At 59.9% G+C, this 16,353-nt stretch carries 15 protein-coding genes and 1 pseudogene; 11 read left to right on the top strand and 5 right to left on the bottom strand.

Annotated features, from left to right (window positions below):
• The first annotated feature begins 4 nt into the window (after window positions 1-4).
• From ACM6IT_RS00135 to ACM6IT_RS00120, 4 genes and pseudogenes are all read left to right on the top strand, one after another.
• Window positions 5-1,165 carry an ABC transporter ATP-binding protein gene (locus ACM6IT_RS00135; RefSeq protein ID WP_056725954.1) on the top strand — a complete coding sequence of 387 codons (1,161 nt, stop codon included), beginning with the start codon at window positions 5-7 and terminating at the stop codon, window positions 1,163-1,165.
• A 12-nt stretch (window positions 1,166-1,177) separates the two neighbouring features.
• Window positions 1,178-1,267, top strand: a pseudogene (locus tag ACM6IT_RS00130) (metal ABC transporter ATP-binding protein); the annotation flags it as partial.
• A 92-nt stretch (window positions 1,268-1,359) separates the two neighbouring features.
• Window positions 1,360-2,706 (top strand): carbohydrate porin, encoded by a 1,347-nt coding sequence (locus ACM6IT_RS00125; protein WP_414913158.1) that lies wholly within the window; start codon window positions 1,360-1,362, stop codon window positions 2,704-2,706.
• A gap of 113 nt (window positions 2,707-2,819) precedes the next feature.
• A complete protein-coding gene (locus tag ACM6IT_RS00120) occupies window positions 2,820-3,740 on the top strand; it encodes a D-hexose-6-phosphate mutarotase (protein ID WP_414913159.1) in 921 nt (306 codons plus the stop codon).
• Window positions 3,741-3,778: 38 nt separating this feature from the next.
• On the opposite strand, the gene ACM6IT_RS00115 is transcribed toward ACM6IT_RS00120, so the two are convergent.
• Window positions 3,779-4,639 carry a MurR/RpiR family transcriptional regulator gene (locus ACM6IT_RS00115; RefSeq protein WP_170948639.1) on the bottom strand — a complete coding sequence of 287 codons (861 nt, stop codon included), beginning with the start codon at window positions 4,637-4,639 and terminating at the stop codon, window positions 3,779-3,781.
• Between the two features lie 228 nt (window positions 4,640-4,867).
• On the opposite strand from ACM6IT_RS00115, the gene zwf reads away from it, so the two are divergent.
• From zwf to ACM6IT_RS00095, 4 genes are all read left to right on the top strand, one after another.
• Window positions 4,868-6,337, top strand: coding sequence for a glucose-6-phosphate dehydrogenase (gene zwf / locus ACM6IT_RS00110; protein ID WP_056725950.1), 1,470 nt, complete (start codon window positions 4,868-4,870; stop codon window positions 6,335-6,337).
• Complete coding sequence (gene pgl / locus ACM6IT_RS00105) at window positions 6,324-7,037, top strand: 6-phosphogluconolactonase (RefSeq protein WP_414917231.1); 714 nt, start codon at window positions 6,324-6,326, stop codon at window positions 7,035-7,037. Before zwf ends, pgl begins: the two co-directional genes overlap by 14 nt.
• 17 nt (window positions 7,038-7,054) lie before the next feature.
• The gene (locus ACM6IT_RS00100; RefSeq protein WP_414917230.1) at window positions 7,055-7,720 is read left to right on the top strand and encodes a bifunctional 4-hydroxy-2-oxoglutarate aldolase/2-dehydro-3-deoxy-phosphogluconate aldolase; all 666 of its coding nucleotides are present in this window, start codon (window positions 7,055-7,057) and stop codon (window positions 7,718-7,720) included.
• Window positions 7,721-7,919: 199 nt separating this feature from the next.
• Window positions 7,920-8,645, top strand: coding sequence for an intradiol ring-cleavage dioxygenase (locus tag ACM6IT_RS00095; protein ID WP_056725946.1), 726 nt, complete (start codon window positions 7,920-7,922; stop codon window positions 8,643-8,645).
• 2 nt (window positions 8,646-8,647) lie between these two features.
• Here ACM6IT_RS00095 and ACM6IT_RS00090 read toward each other — a convergent pair whose 3' ends face one another.
• Both ACM6IT_RS00090 and ACM6IT_RS00085 read right to left on the bottom strand, forming a co-directional pair.
• Entirely contained in the window at window positions 8,648-9,829 is a 1,182-nt protein-coding gene (locus tag ACM6IT_RS00090; RefSeq protein ID WP_414913162.1) for an aminotransferase class V-fold PLP-dependent enzyme, read from the bottom strand.
• Between the two features lie 18 nt (window positions 9,830-9,847).
• On the bottom strand, window positions 9,848-10,084 hold the full coding sequence (locus ACM6IT_RS00085; RefSeq protein ID WP_003227425.1) for a DUF3820 family protein: 237 nt from the start codon (window positions 10,082-10,084) through the stop codon (window positions 9,848-9,850).
• 202 nt (window positions 10,085-10,286) lie between these two features.
• Between ACM6IT_RS00085 and ACM6IT_RS00080 the strand changes: the two genes are divergently transcribed.
• Window positions 10,287-10,754: a ferritin-like domain-containing protein gene (locus ACM6IT_RS00080; protein WP_056726325.1), complete on the top strand. Its 468-nt coding sequence runs from the start codon at window positions 10,287-10,289 to the stop codon at window positions 10,752-10,754.
• Window positions 10,755-10,883: 129 nt separating this feature from the next.
• On the opposite strand, the gene ACM6IT_RS00075 is transcribed toward ACM6IT_RS00080, so the two are convergent.
• Complete coding sequence (locus ACM6IT_RS00075) at window positions 10,884-11,354, bottom strand: MaoC family dehydratase (RefSeq protein ID WP_056725943.1); 471 nt, start codon at window positions 11,352-11,354, stop codon at window positions 10,884-10,886.
• A 42-nt stretch (window positions 11,355-11,396) separates the two neighbouring features.
• The gene (locus tag ACM6IT_RS00070; RefSeq protein WP_414917229.1) at window positions 11,397-12,341 is read right to left on the bottom strand and encodes a lysophospholipase; all 945 of its coding nucleotides are present in this window, start codon (window positions 12,339-12,341) and stop codon (window positions 11,397-11,399) included.
• Between the two features lie 245 nt (window positions 12,342-12,586).
• Here ACM6IT_RS00070 and fadD2 point away from each other — a divergent pair, with 245 nt between their 5' ends.
• Both fadD2 and fadD1 read left to right on the top strand, forming a co-directional pair.
• Window positions 12,587-14,275: a long-chain-fatty-acid--CoA ligase FadD2 gene (fadD2, locus tag ACM6IT_RS00065; protein WP_056725939.1), complete on the top strand. Its 1,689-nt coding sequence runs from the start codon at window positions 12,587-12,589 to the stop codon at window positions 14,273-14,275.
• A gap of 356 nt (window positions 14,276-14,631) precedes the next feature.
• Complete coding sequence (gene fadD1, locus ACM6IT_RS00060) at window positions 14,632-16,332, top strand: long-chain-fatty-acid--CoA ligase FadD1 (RefSeq protein WP_056725937.1); 1,701 nt, start codon at window positions 14,632-14,634, stop codon at window positions 16,330-16,332.
• The last annotated feature ends 21 nt before the right edge of the window (window positions 16,333-16,353 follow it).

The following is a 16,353-nucleotide window of genomic DNA, read 5'->3' as shown; positions in this document are numbered from 1 at the left end:
AAACATGGCAACTCTCGAATTACGCAACGTCAACAAGACCTACGGCCCCGGCTTGCCGGACACCCTGAAAAACATCGAACTGAAGATCGATGACGGTGAGTTCCTGATCCTGGTCGGCCCGTCGGGCTGCGGCAAGTCGACCTTGATGAACTGCATCGCCGGCCTGGAAACCATCAGCGGCGGCGCGATCCTGGTGGACGATGCCGATATCAGCGGCATGAGCCCCAAGGATCGCGACATTGCCATGGTGTTCCAGTCCTACGCGCTGTACCCGACCATGAGCGTGCGCGACAACATCGCCTTCGGCCTGAAGATCCGCAAAATGCCGATCGCCGAAATCGACGAAGAAGTCGCTCGGGTTTCCAAGCTGTTGCAGATCGAACACCTGCTCAGCCGCAAGCCCGGCCAGCTCTCCGGCGGCCAGCAACAGCGCGTGGCGATGGGCCGTGCCCTGGCGCGGCGGCCGAAGATCTATCTGTTCGACGAGCCGCTGTCCAACCTCGACGCCAAGCTGCGGGTCGAGATGCGCACCGAAATGAAACTGATGCACCAGCGCCTGAAAACTACCACGGTCTACGTGACCCACGACCAGATCGAAGCCATGACCCTGGGCGACAAAGTGGCGGTGATGAAAGACGGGATCATCCAGCAGTTCGGTACGCCGAAGGACATCTACAACAACCCGGCCAACCTGTTCGTGGCGAGCTTCATCGGTTCGCCGCCGATGAACTTCATCCCGCTGCGCCTGCAGCGCAAGGACGGTCGCCTGCTGGCGCTGCTCGACAGCGGCCAGGCCCGTTGCGAGCTGCCGCTGGGCATGCAGGACGCCGGTCTTGAGGACCGCGAAGTGATCCTCGGCATGCGCCCTGAGCAGATCATCCTGGCCAATGGCGAAGCGAATGGCTTGCCGACCATTCGCGCCGAAGTCCAGGTCACCGAACCGACCGGGCCGGACACCCTGGTCTTCGTCAACCTCAACGACACCAAGGTCTGCTGCCGCCTGGCACCGGATGTGGCGCCAGCGGTGGGCGAGACCCTGACCCTGCAATTCGATCCGGCGAAAGTGCTGCTGTTCGATGCGAAAACGGGTGAGCGACTGGGGGTCGCTGGCGTAGCGAAAACCGAATCACACGCTGCCAACGTCGCACAGTTCAAAGGCCGCTGAAGATCAAGAAATGTGGGAGCGGGCTTGCTCGCGAAAGCGGTGGATCAGTCGACATCTGCGTTGAATGGCACACCGCATTCGCGAGCAAGCTCGCTCCCACAGGGGAATCCGTGGTGCGCGGCCTGTCGCGCATCGCAACTGATGTAACCGCGTTAAAGAAGAAAAGTTAATAACAATAAAACGAGGAAGTAGGGATGAAGATGAAGAACAAGGCCCGGTTGATCTGCCAGGTTTCAGCAGCGGCAGCACTGGTTCTGGCCGGCAATGCGATGGCCGATGAAGCGTTCAGCTCAGACTCCAAATGGATGACGGGCGACTGGGGTGGCGAGCGTACCAAGCTGATCGAGCAGGGTATCGACATCAAGATGGACTACGTTGGTGAAGTCGGTGGCAACCTGCATGGCGGGTTCAACGATGACAAGACCGCGCGCTATGCCGACCAGTTTGGCCTGGGCGCGGCGCTGGACCTGGAGAAACTGTTCGGCTGGGATAACACCCAGGCCAAGATCCAGCTCACCAACCGTAACGGTGAAAACATCTCCAACGACCGTATTGGCGATCCACGTGCCGGCACCTTGAGTTCCTCCCAGGAAGTCTATGGTCGCGGCCACATGGTCCGTCTGACCCAGCTGTGGATTCAGCACCAGTTCTTCGACAACAAGCTGGACGTCAAGGCCGGTTACTTCGGTGAAGGTGAAGACTTCAACACCTTCCCGTGCGAATTCCAGAACCTGGCGTTCTGCGGATCCCAGGTCGGTAACTGGGCCACCAACATCTGGTACAACTGGCCGGTCAGCCAGGCGGCGATCCGCGTGAAGTACAACATCAATGACGAGCTCTACGCTCAGATTGGTGCGTACAACCAGAACCCGACGCAACTGGAACACGGTAACGGTTTCAAACTCAGCGGCAGTGGCACTGAGGGCACCGTGTTGCCGGTCGAACTGGTCTGGTCGCCGAGGGTCAACAACCTGCCGGGCGAGTACCGTGTCGGTTACTACAAAAGCACAGCCCCGGCAGACGACGTTCTCGAAGACGACAACGGCCAGAACGCAGCGACTAGCGGCAACCCTTATCGCGTCCACGATAGCAAGCACGGCTACTGGTTCGTCGCGCAGCAGCAACTCACCAGCCACAATGGCGATGCTTCCCGTGGTCTGAACATCGCGGCCAACGCCACGTTCCACGACAAGGACACCAACTTCATCGACAACTACCAGTCGCTGATGTTCGTGTACAAGGGCCCGTTCGACGCGCGTCCGAAGGATGACGTGGGCATCGGTTTCGCCCGTATCCATGTCAACGATGACGTGAAGAAAAACGCCGAGCTGACCAACGTGGCCAACGGTGTTTCGGAATACGACAATCCGCTGTTCTCGCCGATTCGTGAAACCGAATACAACTACGAGATCAACTACGGCTTCCACGTGACCAACTGGCTGACCGTACGTCCCAACCTGCAATACGTCACGCACCCGGGTGGTGTGGATGAAGTCGACAACGCGCTGGTGGCCGGCCTGAAAATTCAGTCGGTGTTCTAACGCGTCTGCGATAAGCTTCTCTCCATGTGCGCATATTTGCGGACAGCCATGGCTGTCCGCTTTTTTTTGCGGGCCGCGCACCCCGGTGACAGTTGATTTCAGGACCGTGGCACATGCTTGAGCATCCGCTACAACGCTTCTTCAAATCCTTGCGCGAACGTCCGGTGTTCGCGTGGGAGCGCTATCAGACGCGCGACGTGCTGGTGATCGACCATCCGCTGTGTCAGGCGGTGTTCAGCCGTCAGGGCGCGCAGTTGCTGCACTTCCAGCCCAAGGGCCAGAAACCCTGGCTGTGGTGCGCGGCAAAGTGGCCGCAGGTCGGCGCCATTCGTGGCGGCGTGCCGGTGTGTTGGCCCTGGTATGGCCGGCATCCGAGCGAGAACGCCTGGCCGTCCCATGGCTGGGCGCGGTTGCTCGACTGGAAGCTGCTCGACAGCAACAGTGACGACGATGGCGTGCGATTGCACTGGCAACTGAAGCTGTGCGACTGGCAGGTGGACCTGCACGCGCACCTGGGTGAACGCATGGAACTGCGCCTGAGCACCGAGCATCAGGACGACATGCCGTGCCAGTTGAGCCAGGCTTTGCATGCTTACTGGCGTATTGGCGATGTCAGTGAGATAGCGCTGTCTGGGCTCGAAGGCGCGCAGGGTTACGACCAGTTGAGCCGGCAGGTTTGTCAGCAGGAAGGCGAGTTACGCGTGGACGGCGGATGCCAGCGGGTGTTCCAGCACGACGGCGAATTGCAGTTGAACGACCATGCCTGGGACCGGGCGTTGTGCATCGATACCGGGGATACGGCCGACACCGTGGTGTGGCATCCCGGTTCACGTCCGCTGCTCGGCGTGACCTGGAACGAGATATCCGAATTTGTCTGTGTGGAAGCGGCGAGTGGAGGCACCGACAGCCTGTGCCTGAAACCGGGGGAGCGGGCGCATTTGAGTTTGCAGGCGCGGGTGGGGGGGTGTAAAGAAGATCAAAAGATCGCAGCCTTCGGCAGCTCCTACACAAGCGCGTATACCTGTAGGAGCTGACGAGTGAAACGAGGCTGCGATCTTTTGCGCGAAGCGTCCTAATTAAACTCGTCACCCACCGGATACCGGCTGGCGTTCAAGCTCTCCTTGATCTTGCGCAAATGCGGCTGGAAATCCACCCCGCGACGCAAGGTCATGCCGGTGGCGAGCACGTCGAGCACGGTCAGCTGGATGATCCGCGACGTCATCGGCATGTAGATGTCGGTGTCTTCCGGCAGCGGGATATTCAGGCTCAGGGTACTGGCCTTGGCCAGTGGTGAGTTCTCGGCGGTCAGCCCAAGCACCGAGGCGCCGTTTTCCCGGGCGATGCGGGCCACTTCCACCAGTTCGCGGGTGCGGCCGGTGTAGGAAATGATCACGAACAACTCGCCGGTATGGGCCACCGAGGCAATCATGCGCTGCATCAGCACATCCGCGTGGGCCGTGACGGCGAGGTTGAAACGGAAGAACTTGTGCTGCGCATCCAGTGCCACCGGGGCCGAGGCGCCGAGGCCGAAGAAGTGGATTTGCCGCGCCTGGATCAGCAGGTCGACGGCACGGCTGATCAGGTTCGGGTCCAGTGCCTGGCAGGCGCTGTCCAGGGAGGCGATGGCGCTGCCGAAGATCTTCTGGGTGTAGGCCTCCGGATTGTCATCGGCCTCCACCGCGCGGCTGACATAGGCGGCGCCACTGGCCAGGCTCTGGGCCAGTTGCAGTTTGAGCTCGGGGTAGCCGCTGACGCCGAACGAACGGCAGAAACGGTTGACCGTCGGTTCGCTGACCGAAGCGGCCTGGGCGAGGGCGGCGATGCTGAAGCGGGTGGCCTGCTGCGGGTTGAGCAGGATCACCTCGGCGACTTTGCGTTCGGCCTTGTTCAGCTCTTCAAGGCGATTCTGGATTTGCTCCAGTAAATTTCGCACGCGGTCCATATAAGTTTCCTTGATTCACCGGCGCCGATAAGCGCGCGGCTAATGCAAAAAGGGCCTTTGGTGAGGCCCGTAACGGTGGCCTATCCTACTGATGGCTCCGACCGACCACCACTCGGAATCTGTATTTTGCGAAAATGTTGTGGTTATTACTACATTTTCCCTTGAGTGATGCCTTGAAAAAAGGTATTTGTAGCTTAACTTGATAAAAGAACAAACATCATGCTCTCGATTACGGTTGAACCGTGCACCTTTGCCTTGTTCGGCGCTCTTGGCGATCTCGCCCTGCGCAAGCTGTTTCCTGCCCTCTATCAACTCGATGGTGCAGGCCTCCTGCACGAGGATACGCGGATCATCGCGCTGGCCCGTGAGCCGGGCAGCGAGCAGGAACACCTGGCGTTCATCACCTCCGAGCTGCGCCGCTATGTGGGCGCCAAAGAGCTGGACGAAGCCGTGGTCGAGCGTTTTCTGGCGCGCCTGAGCTACCTGCACGTCGACTTCCTCAATCCCGATGATTATGTGGCCCTGGCCGAATCCGCCGGCAGTTCGCAGCGGGTCATCGCCTACTTTGCGACCCCGGCCGCCGTGTACGGCGCAATTTGCGAGAACCTGGCCAAGGTCGGCCTGGCGGAAAACACCCGCGTGGTGTTGGAAAAACCCATCGGTTCGGACCTGGAATCCTCGCGCAAGGTCAACGACGCCGTGGCACAGTTCTTCCCGGAGAACCGCACCTATCGCATCGACCACTATCTGGGTAAAGAGACCGTCCAGAACCTGATCGCCTTGCGTTTCGCCAACAGTCTGTTCGAAACCCAGTGGAACCAGAACTACATTTCCCACGTGGAAATCACTGTGGCCGAGAAGGTCGGTATCGAAGGCCGCTGGGGTTACTTCGACAAGGCCGGCCAGCTGCGGGACATGATCCAGAACCACCTGCTGCAACTGCTCTGCCTGATCGCCATGGACCCGCCGGCCGACCTGTCCGCCGACAGCATCCGCGACGAGAAGGTCAAAGTGCTCAAGGCCCTGGCGCCGATCAGCCCGGAAGGCCTGACCACCCAGGTGGTGCGCGGCCAATACATCGCTGGCTACAGCGAAGGCAAAGCGGTGCCGGGGTACCTGGAAGAACCCAATTCCAACACCCAGAGCGACACCGAAACCTTTGTCGCCCTGCGTGCCGACATCCGCAACTGGCGCTGGGCCGGCGTGCCGTTTTACCTGCGTACCGGCAAGCGCATGCCGCAGAAGCTGTCGCAGATCGTCATCCATTTCAAGGAACCGTCGCACTACATCTTCGCTCCCGAGCAGCGCCTGCAAATCAGCAACAAGCTGATTATCCGCCTGCAGCCGGACGAAGGCATTTCCTTGCGTGTCATGACCAAAGACCAAGGCCTGGACAAGGGCATGCAGCTGCGCAGCGGTCCGTTGCAGCTGAATTTTTCCGACACCTGGAGCAGCGCACGGATTCCCGATGCCTACGAGCGGTTGTTGCTGGAAGTGATGCGCGGCAATCAGAACCTGTTTGTCCGTAAAGATGAAATCGAAGCCGCGTGGAAGTGGTGTGACCAGTTGATCGCCGGGTGGAAAAAATCCGGTGATGCGCCCAAGCCGTACGCGGCCGGGTCCTGGGGGCCGATGAGCTCCATTGCTCTGATCACGCGGGACGGGAGGTCGTGGTATGGCGATATCTGATTTGAAACTGCCCCAGGGCGTCAGCGCCCATGGGTTCAAGAGCCCGGTGCTGCTGGCTGAAAGCCTGGCACTGAACGTGGCGAAACAACTGAGCGACGCAATCGAAGCCCAGGGCACTGCGACCCTGGTGGTGTCCGGTGGCCGCAGCCCGGTGGCGTTTTTCCAGCACCTGGCCAAGCAGACGCTGGACTGGTCGAACGTGGTGATCAGCCTGGCCGACGAGCGCTGGGTACCGGTGGAGCACGCCGACAGCAACGCCGGCCTGATCAAGCGCTATCTGTTGCAAGGCCCGGCGGCCAAGGCGCAGTTCCTGAGCCTGTACAGCGCCAGTGCCAACCTGGAACAGGCGGCCGAGCAGGCCGACCGCTTGCTGTCGGAGTTGCCGGTGATCGACGTGCTGATTCTCGGCATGGGCGATGACGGCCACACCGCGTCGCTGTTCCCCAACAGCCCGAACCTTGCCGAGGCATTGCAGGCCGATGGCGTTCGTCGCTGCTGGCCGATGCTGGCGCCGACCGTGCCGCATCAGCGCCTGACCATGAGCCGTGCGCTGCTGGCCTCGGCCAAGCACAAGGTTCTATCGATTTCCGGTCAGTCCAAGCTGACCACCCTGAGTACCGCACTGGCCGGTGATGATGTCGCCGCAATGCCGATTCGCGCGTTTCTGCAACCCACGTTAGAGATTTACTGGTGCCCATGAGCCAAGGAACAGCCGCTATGACAAACCCATCCCCGACCGTTTCCATGGCGGATAAAGTTGCCCTGATCGACAGCATCTGTGCGAAAGCGCGGATCCTGCCGGTGATCACCATCGCCCGCGAGCAAGACGTTCTGCCGCTGGCCGACGCCCTTGCGGCCGGTGGCCTGACAGCCCTGGAAGTGACCCTGCGTTCGCAATTGGGCCTCAAGGCCATCCAGATTCTGCGCGAGCAGCGTCCGGAGCTGGTGACCGGTGCCGGCACCGTGCTGGATCGCCATATGCTGGTGGCGGCGGAAGCGGCCGGCTCGCAATTCATCGTCACCCCGGGCATCACCCGTGACCTGCTGGAAGCCAGTGTCGCCAGCCCGATTCCACTGTTGCCAGGCATCAGCAATGCCTCGGGCATCATGGAAGGCTACGGCCTGGGTTATCGCCGCTTCAAGCTGTTCCCGGCGGAAGTCAGCGGCGGCGTCGCGGCCATCAAGGCTTTGGGCGGTCCGTTCGGCGAAGTGAGATTCTGCCCGACCGGCGGCGTCGGACCTGCCAACATCAAGAGCTACATGGCGTTGAAAAACGTCATGTGCGTGGGCGGTAGCTGGATGCTTGATCCGGAGTGGATCAAGAACGGCGACTGGGCCCGCATTCAGGAGTGCACCGCCGAGGCTTTGGCGCTGCTGGACTGATCGCTTCACCCTACACCTCGTTGTGTGTTCTACGGCTTTACGGTGCGCTTGGTCGGTGCACCGTTTTTTTTGCCTGAAGAAAGTTGCCTGGATCGACTCATATCCCCACAGGGACAAGGACATCCTGCGATACATAGTTACCGCATAACGAAAATTGACCGGTGCTAGCCTGCGTTCATCTTATGGAAGAGAGAACGTCATGGACGCCAACACCTCAGTTGCACCCCCGGCACCGGTCTGCCTGCTGTCTCCCGAGCAGATTGCCGGCCCGTATTTCCGCAACCCCAAACTGATCCGCAGGAACATCAGCGAAGGCGCCGAAGGCGTTCCGTTGGTATTGCGGTTGACCATTGTCGATGCCATGACCGGTGAGCCGGTCCCCGATGCGTTGGTGGACATCTGGCACTGCAATGCCCGCGGTGCCTATTCGGGCTGGAGCAAGATCAACCCGGACGTCGAGGTCGATACCGGAGACATCGGCGCCGTGCCGCGCACCGATGACGATACCTACCTGCGCGGCGGGCAGTTCACCGACAAGTCGGGCATCGTGCGCTTCACCACGATCTATCCGGGTTTTTACGCCGGCCGCGCCTTGCACATTCACGTCGCCGTGCGCATCACGGCCGGCAACAACTATCTGCAAGAACGGCATGTCGCCTGGGTCGGGCAGCTTTACCTGCCTGAGGTGGCCTCGCGCTCGGTACTCGGCAGTCGCCCGTACAGCGGCCGAACGGTGCCGGTCCTGGCCAACGACCAGGACTTTATCTATACAACCATGGGCGGTGAAAAATCGACCTTGAGCGTGCACACCCTGGGGCGGGATTCGGCTGAAGACGGCTACTTCGGGCAGATGACCATCGGCATCGACACGTTCGCCGTGTCGACACAGATCAGGCCCGAGGACTTTGACAAATACACCGTCTGACGTCAGCCCAGTTCGGTCAGTGCCCTGGCCAGCACATCCATGTCAGATGCGGTGGTGGTAAGCCCCGGTGTAATGCGGATGCACGGACCGCATGCGGCGCCACTGCGGGCCACGGTGAACAGGTTGTATTCATTGAGCAGGCGCTCGACCATGAGTTGCTGGTCGGCATGCCGGGTAAAACGCATCGAAGTGATACCGCAATACAGGCGCGGATCATCCGGTGTCAGGACTTCGACACCCGGCAACTGCCGCGCCGCCGCGACCCAGCGGTTGCGCAGATAGTTAAGCCGCGCGCCCTTGGCCGCGGCACCCCCCATCGCCCAATGTTCTTCAAGCACCAGCGGTAGAGTCATCAGCGCCGGGATATTGGGGGTGCTGTACGAGGTACGGGCGCGAATGTCAGTGGGCGGAAAATGCATCTCGCCCATGTCCGGATCGATGTCGGCCAGGCGTTCGGGGGCGATGTAGATAAAACCCAGGGTCAGCGGTGCGCCGATCCACTTGTGCAGATTGAAGCCGGCGAAGGCGATACCGAGCTCGGTCAGGTCGAATTCAAGCTGGCCGAGGGCATGGGCACCGTCGAGGATGACGTCGATGCCATGCTCCTTCGCAGCCGCTGCAATCGCCTGCACCGGCATCACCAGGCCCGTGCGATGGGTGACGTGGGTCAGGGCCATCAGCTTGAGCCGCGGATACCGCGCGAAGGCTTGCCGATAGGTATCGAGCAGGCTGTCGAAGGTGGCCGGGTGTGCGTGTTCGATCTCGATCACTTCAACGCCGCGACTACGCGCCAGCCAGCGCATGGCGCCTTTGACCGTGTCGTATTCCAGATCGCAAATCAGTACCTGATCGCCGGGCTGCAGCCGGTTGTAGTTGCGGATCAGTGACTGCAAACCTTCCGAGGCGTTACGGGTCAGGGCGATGCTGTCGGCGGGGACGCCAATCAACCTGGCCAGTTGCGCACGGATCTTCAGGCTGTCGCCTTGTTCGAAACGCTGGCGCACGTACACCGAATTGCTGCGGTTGATCAGCTCGATGTTGCGCTGGTATTCCTCGACCACCGTGCGCGACATGCGTGCGAAGTAACCGTTCTCCAGGTTGAGCGGGCCGGGTTCGACATCGTAGCGGTCGGCAAAGGTTTGCCAGAAGGCTTCATCACGGGCGCGGCGGGTGTTGTCGGGCATGGGGGACTCGGTAGGTGTTCAGTGGCGCGGGGCAGGTTTGCCGTGTTTGGCGCGCAGCGGTTCGAGCAAGTCCGACAAACCGTTGTGGTCGATCTCCTGCATCAGGGCCAGCAGGCCACCCAGCTCGCCATGGGGAAAGCCTTCCCGGGCGAACCAGTTCAGGTAAGGGCCGGGCAGGTCGGCAATGATTCGACCCTTGTACTTGCCAAAGGGCATTTCGCGGGTGATCAGCAGTTCGAGCTTTTCAGGATTCATCAATCGGTCGTCTTGATTCAGTCAGTCTGGAAAATACAGGCATTCTGCATGCAGGCCAAATGACAGATCATGCAAATAAAACGGATACAGATTTTCTGATAATGGCTAACTGATTGAAAAATAATGAATAAGTAAACAGTTCCAGGCTGGCATGCAGGGTGCACGACTCATTGCATCTTTCATCAACCGCGAGGAACTGAAAATGACCGACATGAATAAAGAAGCGATTTCTGTACTCAACGACCTGATTGAAACCAGCAAGGACGGTCAGGCCGGGTTCAAGACTTGCGCTGAAGACATCAAGCACCCTGAACTCAAGAGCCTGTTCATCAAGCGTTCGGCCGATTGTGCGACAGCCGCTGCGGAATTGCAGTCTGCCGTACGCTCGATGGGTGGCGATCCGGAAACCTCCACCAGTGTCAGCGGTGACCTGCATCGTCGTTGGGTCGACGTGAAGTCGATGTTCACCGGCAAGGGCGAGGAGGCTGTACTCAATGAAGCCGAGCGCGGTGAAGACCATGCGCTGAAGGCTTACCGGGACGCCATGGAGAAAATCAACAAGCACAACCTGGTGGGCATTCGCGATCTGGTTGAGCGTCAGTACCACGGCGCGCAACGAAATCACGATCAGGTCAAGGCTCTGCGTAACCAGGCGCGTGCGCGTTCGTAATGCCTGGTTGAAACAACTGTAGGAGCGAGCTTGCTTGCGATAGCGCCAGTTCAGTCAACATCAATGTTGAATGTCAGGCCCTCATCGCGAGCAAGCTCGCTCCCACAGTGTTTGTTTTTGCCCCGTCAATCAGCCGATGCTGATGGCCGGCAGTTCCGTCAACGTCACGCTCTGTTGCTTGCGTGGCGCGAGGATCTCCGCCTCGCCATCGACCACCAGTTCATCTCGCTGGTTGAACACGCGAGTGGCAATGCGCACGCGAAACTTCGGCAGTTTTTCGAGGATCTCCAGGCGCACGGTCAGGGTGTCGCCGATCTTCACCGGCTTCTGAAAGCTCATTTGCTGGCCGATATAGATGGTCCCCGGCCCAGGCAATTCGCAGGCGACCGCAGCGCTGATCAACGCACCGCTGAACATGCCGTGGGCGATGCGCTCCTTGAACATGGTGCTGGCGGCGTAATCGGCATCCAGGTGTACCGGGTTGTGGTCGCCGGACATCGCAGCGAACAACTGGATGTCGCGCTCTTCGACCGTCTTGCTGAAACTGGCGGTCTGGCCGACTTCGAGGGCTTCGTAAGGGGTGTTGGTAACCTGGGTCATCTGTCTCAATTCCTGTGACGAATTAAAAAATCCACAAAAAAACTATTCGGACCGGTGCGGCCGAGGAGCGCTCAAGGCCTGTGCGATCCAGTTCAGCAAATCGGCGATGATTTCATCGCGATTGCTCTCATTGAACAGTTCGTGCCGCGCCTGCGGGTAAACGGTCAGTTGCAGGTGCTGGCTGCCGGCCGCCCGCAACGCGTCGGCCAGATCCTTGAGACGTTTGCCTTCGCTCACCGGATCACATTCGCCGCCAATCACCAGCAACGGCAGGCCCGGGTCGATCTGCGCGAGATTGGACGCTTTGCTGATTTGCTGCAAGCCGCCGAGCAAATCGATCCACAGTTGATTGGTGCAGCGAAAGCCGCAGAGCGGGTCTTTGACGTACAGATCGACCTGCGCCGGATCACGGCTGAGCCAGTCGAACGGCGTGCGTACCGGTTTGAATTTGTTGTTGAACGAGCCGAACGACAGCCATTCGATCAAGGCGCTGCGTCCTTTGCGGCCCTGGCGCAGGCGTTCGAGACGGGCGATCTGCCTTGCCGCACGATAAAGCGCCACAGGCTGGAAGTTCGAGCCGCTGAGAATTGCCCCATGCAGGCTGGCACTGTGGTGCAGCAGATAGGCCTGGGCGATGTAACTGCCCATACTGTGACCGAGCAGCACGATCGGGACGCCAGGGTGCTGCTGGCCGATGTGCTGGTTGAGGCTGGCCAGGTCGCTCACGACCTTGCACCAGCCATCGTCATCGGCGAAATGTCCGAGTGTCCCGTTTTCGGCAGTTTTGCCATGTCCCCGCAGGTCAGGGGCACACACGCCATAGCCCTGCTCACAGAGTTTTTCCGCCAGGGGACCATAGCGACCGCTGTGTTCGGCCATGCCGTGGGCCAGCAGAATCATTGCCTTGAGGCTGCCGTCGGGGAGCCACTGGTTGACGAAGAGGCGGCTGTGGTCGCTCGTGGTCAGCCAGAAAGTGTCATGGATCATGGCGGTTCCTTTGCATGAGGCTGCTTGGTCTGAAACAGCTCGTTGCAGTTTATAGCGCATCCTTGGCCGGGCGTCTGATCAGCCTACGCCACGGCGAGTAGATTCATACGGTCAATGACGGCCGTGGGCATATTTGCCTGCTACGTCATAACTGCTAGTGTCCGTGAAGCTCCGCTTTTTGCATTTTTTTTGAAAAGTGACAGAGAAGTGGCCCCGGATAGATTCAGGTAAAGAGGACAACAACAATGCAACCTGATTTCTGGAATGACAAACGCCCGGCCGGCGTCCCCCTGGATATCGATCTGGGAGCCTACAAGTCGGTAATCGAGGTGTTCGAGCGTTCCTGCAAGAAGTTTGCTGACCGCCCTGCGTTCAGCAACATGGGCGTGACCCTGACCTACGCCGAGCTGGAACGCCAGAGCGCAGCCTTCGCCGGCTACCTGCAAGCCCACACCGACCTGGTACCGGGTGACCGCATTGCGGTGCAGATGCCCAACGTCCTGCATTACCCGATTGCCGTGTTCGGAGCCTTGCGCTCCGGATTGATCGTGGTCAACACCAACCCGCTGTACACCGCGCGGGAAATGCGTCATCAGTTCAAGGATTCAGGTGCCCGGGCGCTGGTGTACCTGAACATGTTCGGCCAGAAAGTCCAGGAAGTGCTGCCCGACACCGATATCCAGTTCCTGATCGAAGCGAAGATGGGCGACCTGATGCCCACCGCCAAGGGGTGGCTGGTCAACACGGTGGTGAGCAAGGTCAAGAAGATGGTCCCGGACTACTCTTTGCCCCAGGCCGTTTCCTTCAAGAGTGCGCTGCGCATGGGCCGTGGCCTGGGTATCAAGCCACTGAAGGTCGGCCTCGACGACATCGCCGTGCTGCAATACACCGGCGGCACCACGGGCCTGGCCAAGGGCGCGATGCTGACCCACGGCAACCTGGTGGCGAACATGCAACAGGCACGGGCCTGCCTCAGTCAGTCGGCCAGCGACGGGCAACCGCTGCTGCGCGAAGGCCAGGAGGTGATGATCGCGCCGCTGCCGCTGTACCACATCTATGCCTTCACAGCGAACTGCATGTGCATGATGGTGACCGGCAACCACAACGTGCTGATCACCAATCCGCGGGACATCGCCGGCTTCATCAAGGAACTGAAGAACTGGCGGTTCTCGGCGTTGCTGGGGCTGAACACACTGTTCGTCGCGCTGATGGATCATCCGGACTTCAAGACCCTGGACTTCTCCAGCCTCAAGCTCACCAACTCCGGTGGCACTGCGCTGGTCAAGGCCACCGCCGAGCGTTGGGAGCAACTGACCGGTTGCCGCATCACCGAAGGTTACGGCCTGACCGAAACTTCCCCGGTGGCCTGCACCAACCCCTATGGCGACCAGTCGCGGATCGGCACGGTCGGCCTGCCAGTGCCGGGCACCACGCTGAAAGTCATCAATGATGACGGTGTCGAGCAACCTTTGGGCGAACGCGGCGAGTTGTGCATCAAGGGCCCGCAGATCATGAAGGGCTACTGGCAGAAACCCGATGCCACGGCCGAAGTGCTGGATGCCGAGGGCTGGTTCAAGTCCGGTGACATTGCGGTGATCGACCCGGACGGTTTCGTGCGCATCGTTGACCGCAAGAAGGACATGATCATTGTCTCGGGCTTCAACGTGTACCCGAACGAGATCGAAGACGTGGTGATGGCTCACCCGAATGTCGCCAACTGTGCGGTCATCGGTGTGCCCGACGAGCGGTCGGGGGAGGCGGTGAAGTTGTTCGTGGTGGCCCGTGAAGCAGGGGTCAGCCTTGAAGAGCTGAAGGCTTACTGCAAGGAAAACTTCACGGCGTACAAAGTCCCGAAGCACATCGTGCTGCGTGAGTCGCTGCCGATGACGCCGGTGGGCAAGATTTTGCGGCGGGAGTTGCGTGATATCGCGTAGCAGGTCGTAGGGACCGGCGCGGCTCCAAAAGATCGCAGCCTTCGGCAGCTCCTACAGGGAACGCATTTCTTTGTAGGAGCTGTCGAAGTCTGCGATCTTTTGCTTTGAGCCCCGGTTTTAGCGGGCTACAGGGCTTTATAGGTTTTTTGCTCTAAAATGACTGCTTGCAAGTCTTGAGTCACAATTGTGACCGTAGAGGCCGCTTTTGGCTCTAGTCGACCCTTGGCAAAGCTGCTACTCTCGGCGCGCTTTGTGACTTCTCGGCCTTCTATCAGCCAGATTCACCAATGACCAAACACCAATAATAATCGCATCAAATGCGGTGCTGAATTCGCGTTGCTGAGGAGTGGGCTTCCATGATCGAAGACTTTTGGAAGGATAAGTACCCAGCTGGGATTGCTTCCGACATCAATCCAGACGAGTATCCGAATATTCAGGCAGTGTTGAAGCAATCCTGCCAACGCTTCGCCAACAAGCCGGCATTCAGCAACCTGGGCAAGACACTCACCTACGGTGAACTGTACGAATTGTCCGGTGCGTTTGCCGCTTATCTGCAACAGCATACCGATTTGCAGCCTGGCGATCGAATCGCCGTGCAACTGCCCAACGTGTTGCAGTACCCGGTAGCCGTCTTCGGTGCAATCCGCGCCGGGCTGATCGTGGTCAACACCAACCCGCTCTACACCGCGCGGGAAATGGAACACCAATTCAACGACTCCGGTGCCAAGGCCCTGGTCTGCCTGGCCAACATGGCGCACCTGGCGGAAACCGTTGTGCCGAAAACCGGCGTCAAGCACGTGATCGTCACCGAAGTCGCCGACCTGTTGCCACCGCTCAAGCGTCTGCTGATCAACAGCGTCATCAAGTACGTGAAGAAGATGGTGCCGGCCTATCACTTGCCCAAGGCCGTCAAGTTCAACGACGTGCTCAGCAAAGGCATGGGCCAGCCAGTGGCGGAAGCCAGTCCGGCCAGTGGCGATGTCGCGGTACTGCAATACACCGGCGGCACTACCGGCGTGGCCAAGGGCGCGATGCTGACCCACCGCAACCTGGTGGCGAACATGCTGCAGTGCAAGGCGCTGATGGGCTCCAACCTCAATGAAGGTTGCGAGATCCTGATCACGCCACTGCCGCTGTACCACATCTATGCCTTCACCTTTCATTGCATGGCGATGATGCTGATCGGCAACCACAACATCCTGATCAGCAACCCGCGCGACCTGCCGGCGATGGTCAAGGAACTGTCAAAGTGGAAGTTCAGCGGCTTCGTCGGCCTGAACACGCTCTTCGTGGCCCTGTGCAACAACGAAGGCTTCCGCAAGCTGGATTTCTCCGCGCTGAAAGTCACCTTGTCGGGCGGTATGGCCCTGCAACTGGCCGCGGCCGAACGCTGGAAAGCGGTGACCGGTTGCGCTATCTGCGAAGGCTACGGCATGACCGAAACCAGCCCGGTGGCGACGGTGAACCCGATCCAGCACATCCAGATCGGCACCATCGGCATTCCAGTGCCGTCGACCCTGTGCAAAGTCATCAACGATGCCGGTGTCGAGCAGCCGCTGGGCGAAATCGGCGAGCTGTGCGTGAAGGGGCCGCAAGTCATGAAGGGTTACTGGCAGCGCCAGGAAGCCACGGATGAAATCCTCGACAGCGAAGGCTGGTTGAAGACCGGTGACATCGCCCTGATCCAGACCGATGGCTACATGCGCATTGTCGATCGCAAGAAAGACATGATCCTGGTGTCCGGCTTCAACGTGTACCCGAACGAACTCGAAGACGTGCTGGCGACACTGCCGGGCGTGCTGCAATGCGCGGCCATCGGTGTACCGGACGAGAAGTCGGGCGAGGCGATCAAGATTTTCATCGTCGCCAAGCCGGGCGTTACCCTGACCAAGGAACAGGTGATGGAGCATATGCGCGCCAACGTCACCGGCTACAAGGTCCCGCGCTCCGTGGAGTTCCGCGATGCACTGCCGACCACCAACGTCGGCAAGATCCTGCGTCGTGAATTGCGCGATGAAGAGCTGAAGAAGATCAACGCGAAGAAAGCCACCGCGTAATCAACAAAAAGCCCCGCAGAT

It is taken from the genome of Pseudomonas sp. IT-P4 (assembly GCF_949767755.1).
Lineage (GTDB): Bacteria > Pseudomonadota > Gammaproteobacteria > Pseudomonadales > Pseudomonadaceae > Aquipseudomonas > Aquipseudomonas monachiensis.
This window is presented reverse-complemented; position numbering and strand designations above follow the sequence as displayed.

Coding starts and splice junctions, on each gene's coding strand:
- ACM6IT_RS00095 (WP_056725946.1), top strand. CDS start 7,920: ATGGACGCCAACACCTCAGTTGCACCCCCGGCACCGGTCTGCCTGCTG.
- ACM6IT_RS00085 (WP_003227425.1), bottom strand. CDS start 10,084: ATGAATCCTGAAAAGCTCGAACTGCTGATCACCCGCGAAATGCCCTTT.
- ACM6IT_RS00080 (WP_056726325.1), top strand. CDS start 10,287: ATGACCGACATGAATAAAGAAGCGATTTCTGTACTCAACGACCTGATT.
- ACM6IT_RS00070 (WP_414917229.1), bottom strand. CDS start 12,341: ATGATCCATGACACTTTCTGGCTGACCACGAGCGACCACAGCCGCCTC.
- zwf (WP_056725950.1), top strand. CDS start 4,868: ATGCTCTCGATTACGGTTGAACCGTGCACCTTTGCCTTGTTCGGCGCT.
- ACM6IT_RS00075 (WP_056725943.1), bottom strand. CDS start 11,354: ATGACCCAGGTTACCAACACCCCTTACGAAGCCCTCGAAGTCGGCCAG.
- ACM6IT_RS00125 (WP_414913158.1), top strand. CDS start 1,360: ATGAAGATGAAGAACAAGGCCCGGTTGATCTGCCAGGTTTCAGCAGCG.
- fadD1 (WP_056725937.1), top strand. CDS start 14,632: ATGATCGAAGACTTTTGGAAGGATAAGTACCCAGCTGGGATTGCTTCC.
- ACM6IT_RS00090 (WP_414913162.1), bottom strand. CDS start 9,829: ATGCCCGACAACACCCGCCGCGCCCGTGATGAAGCCTTCTGGCAAACC.
- ACM6IT_RS00100 (WP_414917230.1), top strand. CDS start 7,055: ATGACAAACCCATCCCCGACCGTTTCCATGGCGGATAAAGTTGCCCTG.
- ACM6IT_RS00135 (WP_056725954.1), top strand. CDS start 5: ATGGCAACTCTCGAATTACGCAACGTCAACAAGACCTACGGCCCCGGC.
- ACM6IT_RS00120 (WP_414913159.1), top strand. CDS start 2,820: ATGCTTGAGCATCCGCTACAACGCTTCTTCAAATCCTTGCGCGAACGT.
- pgl (WP_414917231.1), top strand. CDS start 6,324: ATGGCGATATCTGATTTGAAACTGCCCCAGGGCGTCAGCGCCCATGGG.
- fadD2 (WP_056725939.1), top strand. CDS start 12,587: ATGCAACCTGATTTCTGGAATGACAAACGCCCGGCCGGCGTCCCCCTG.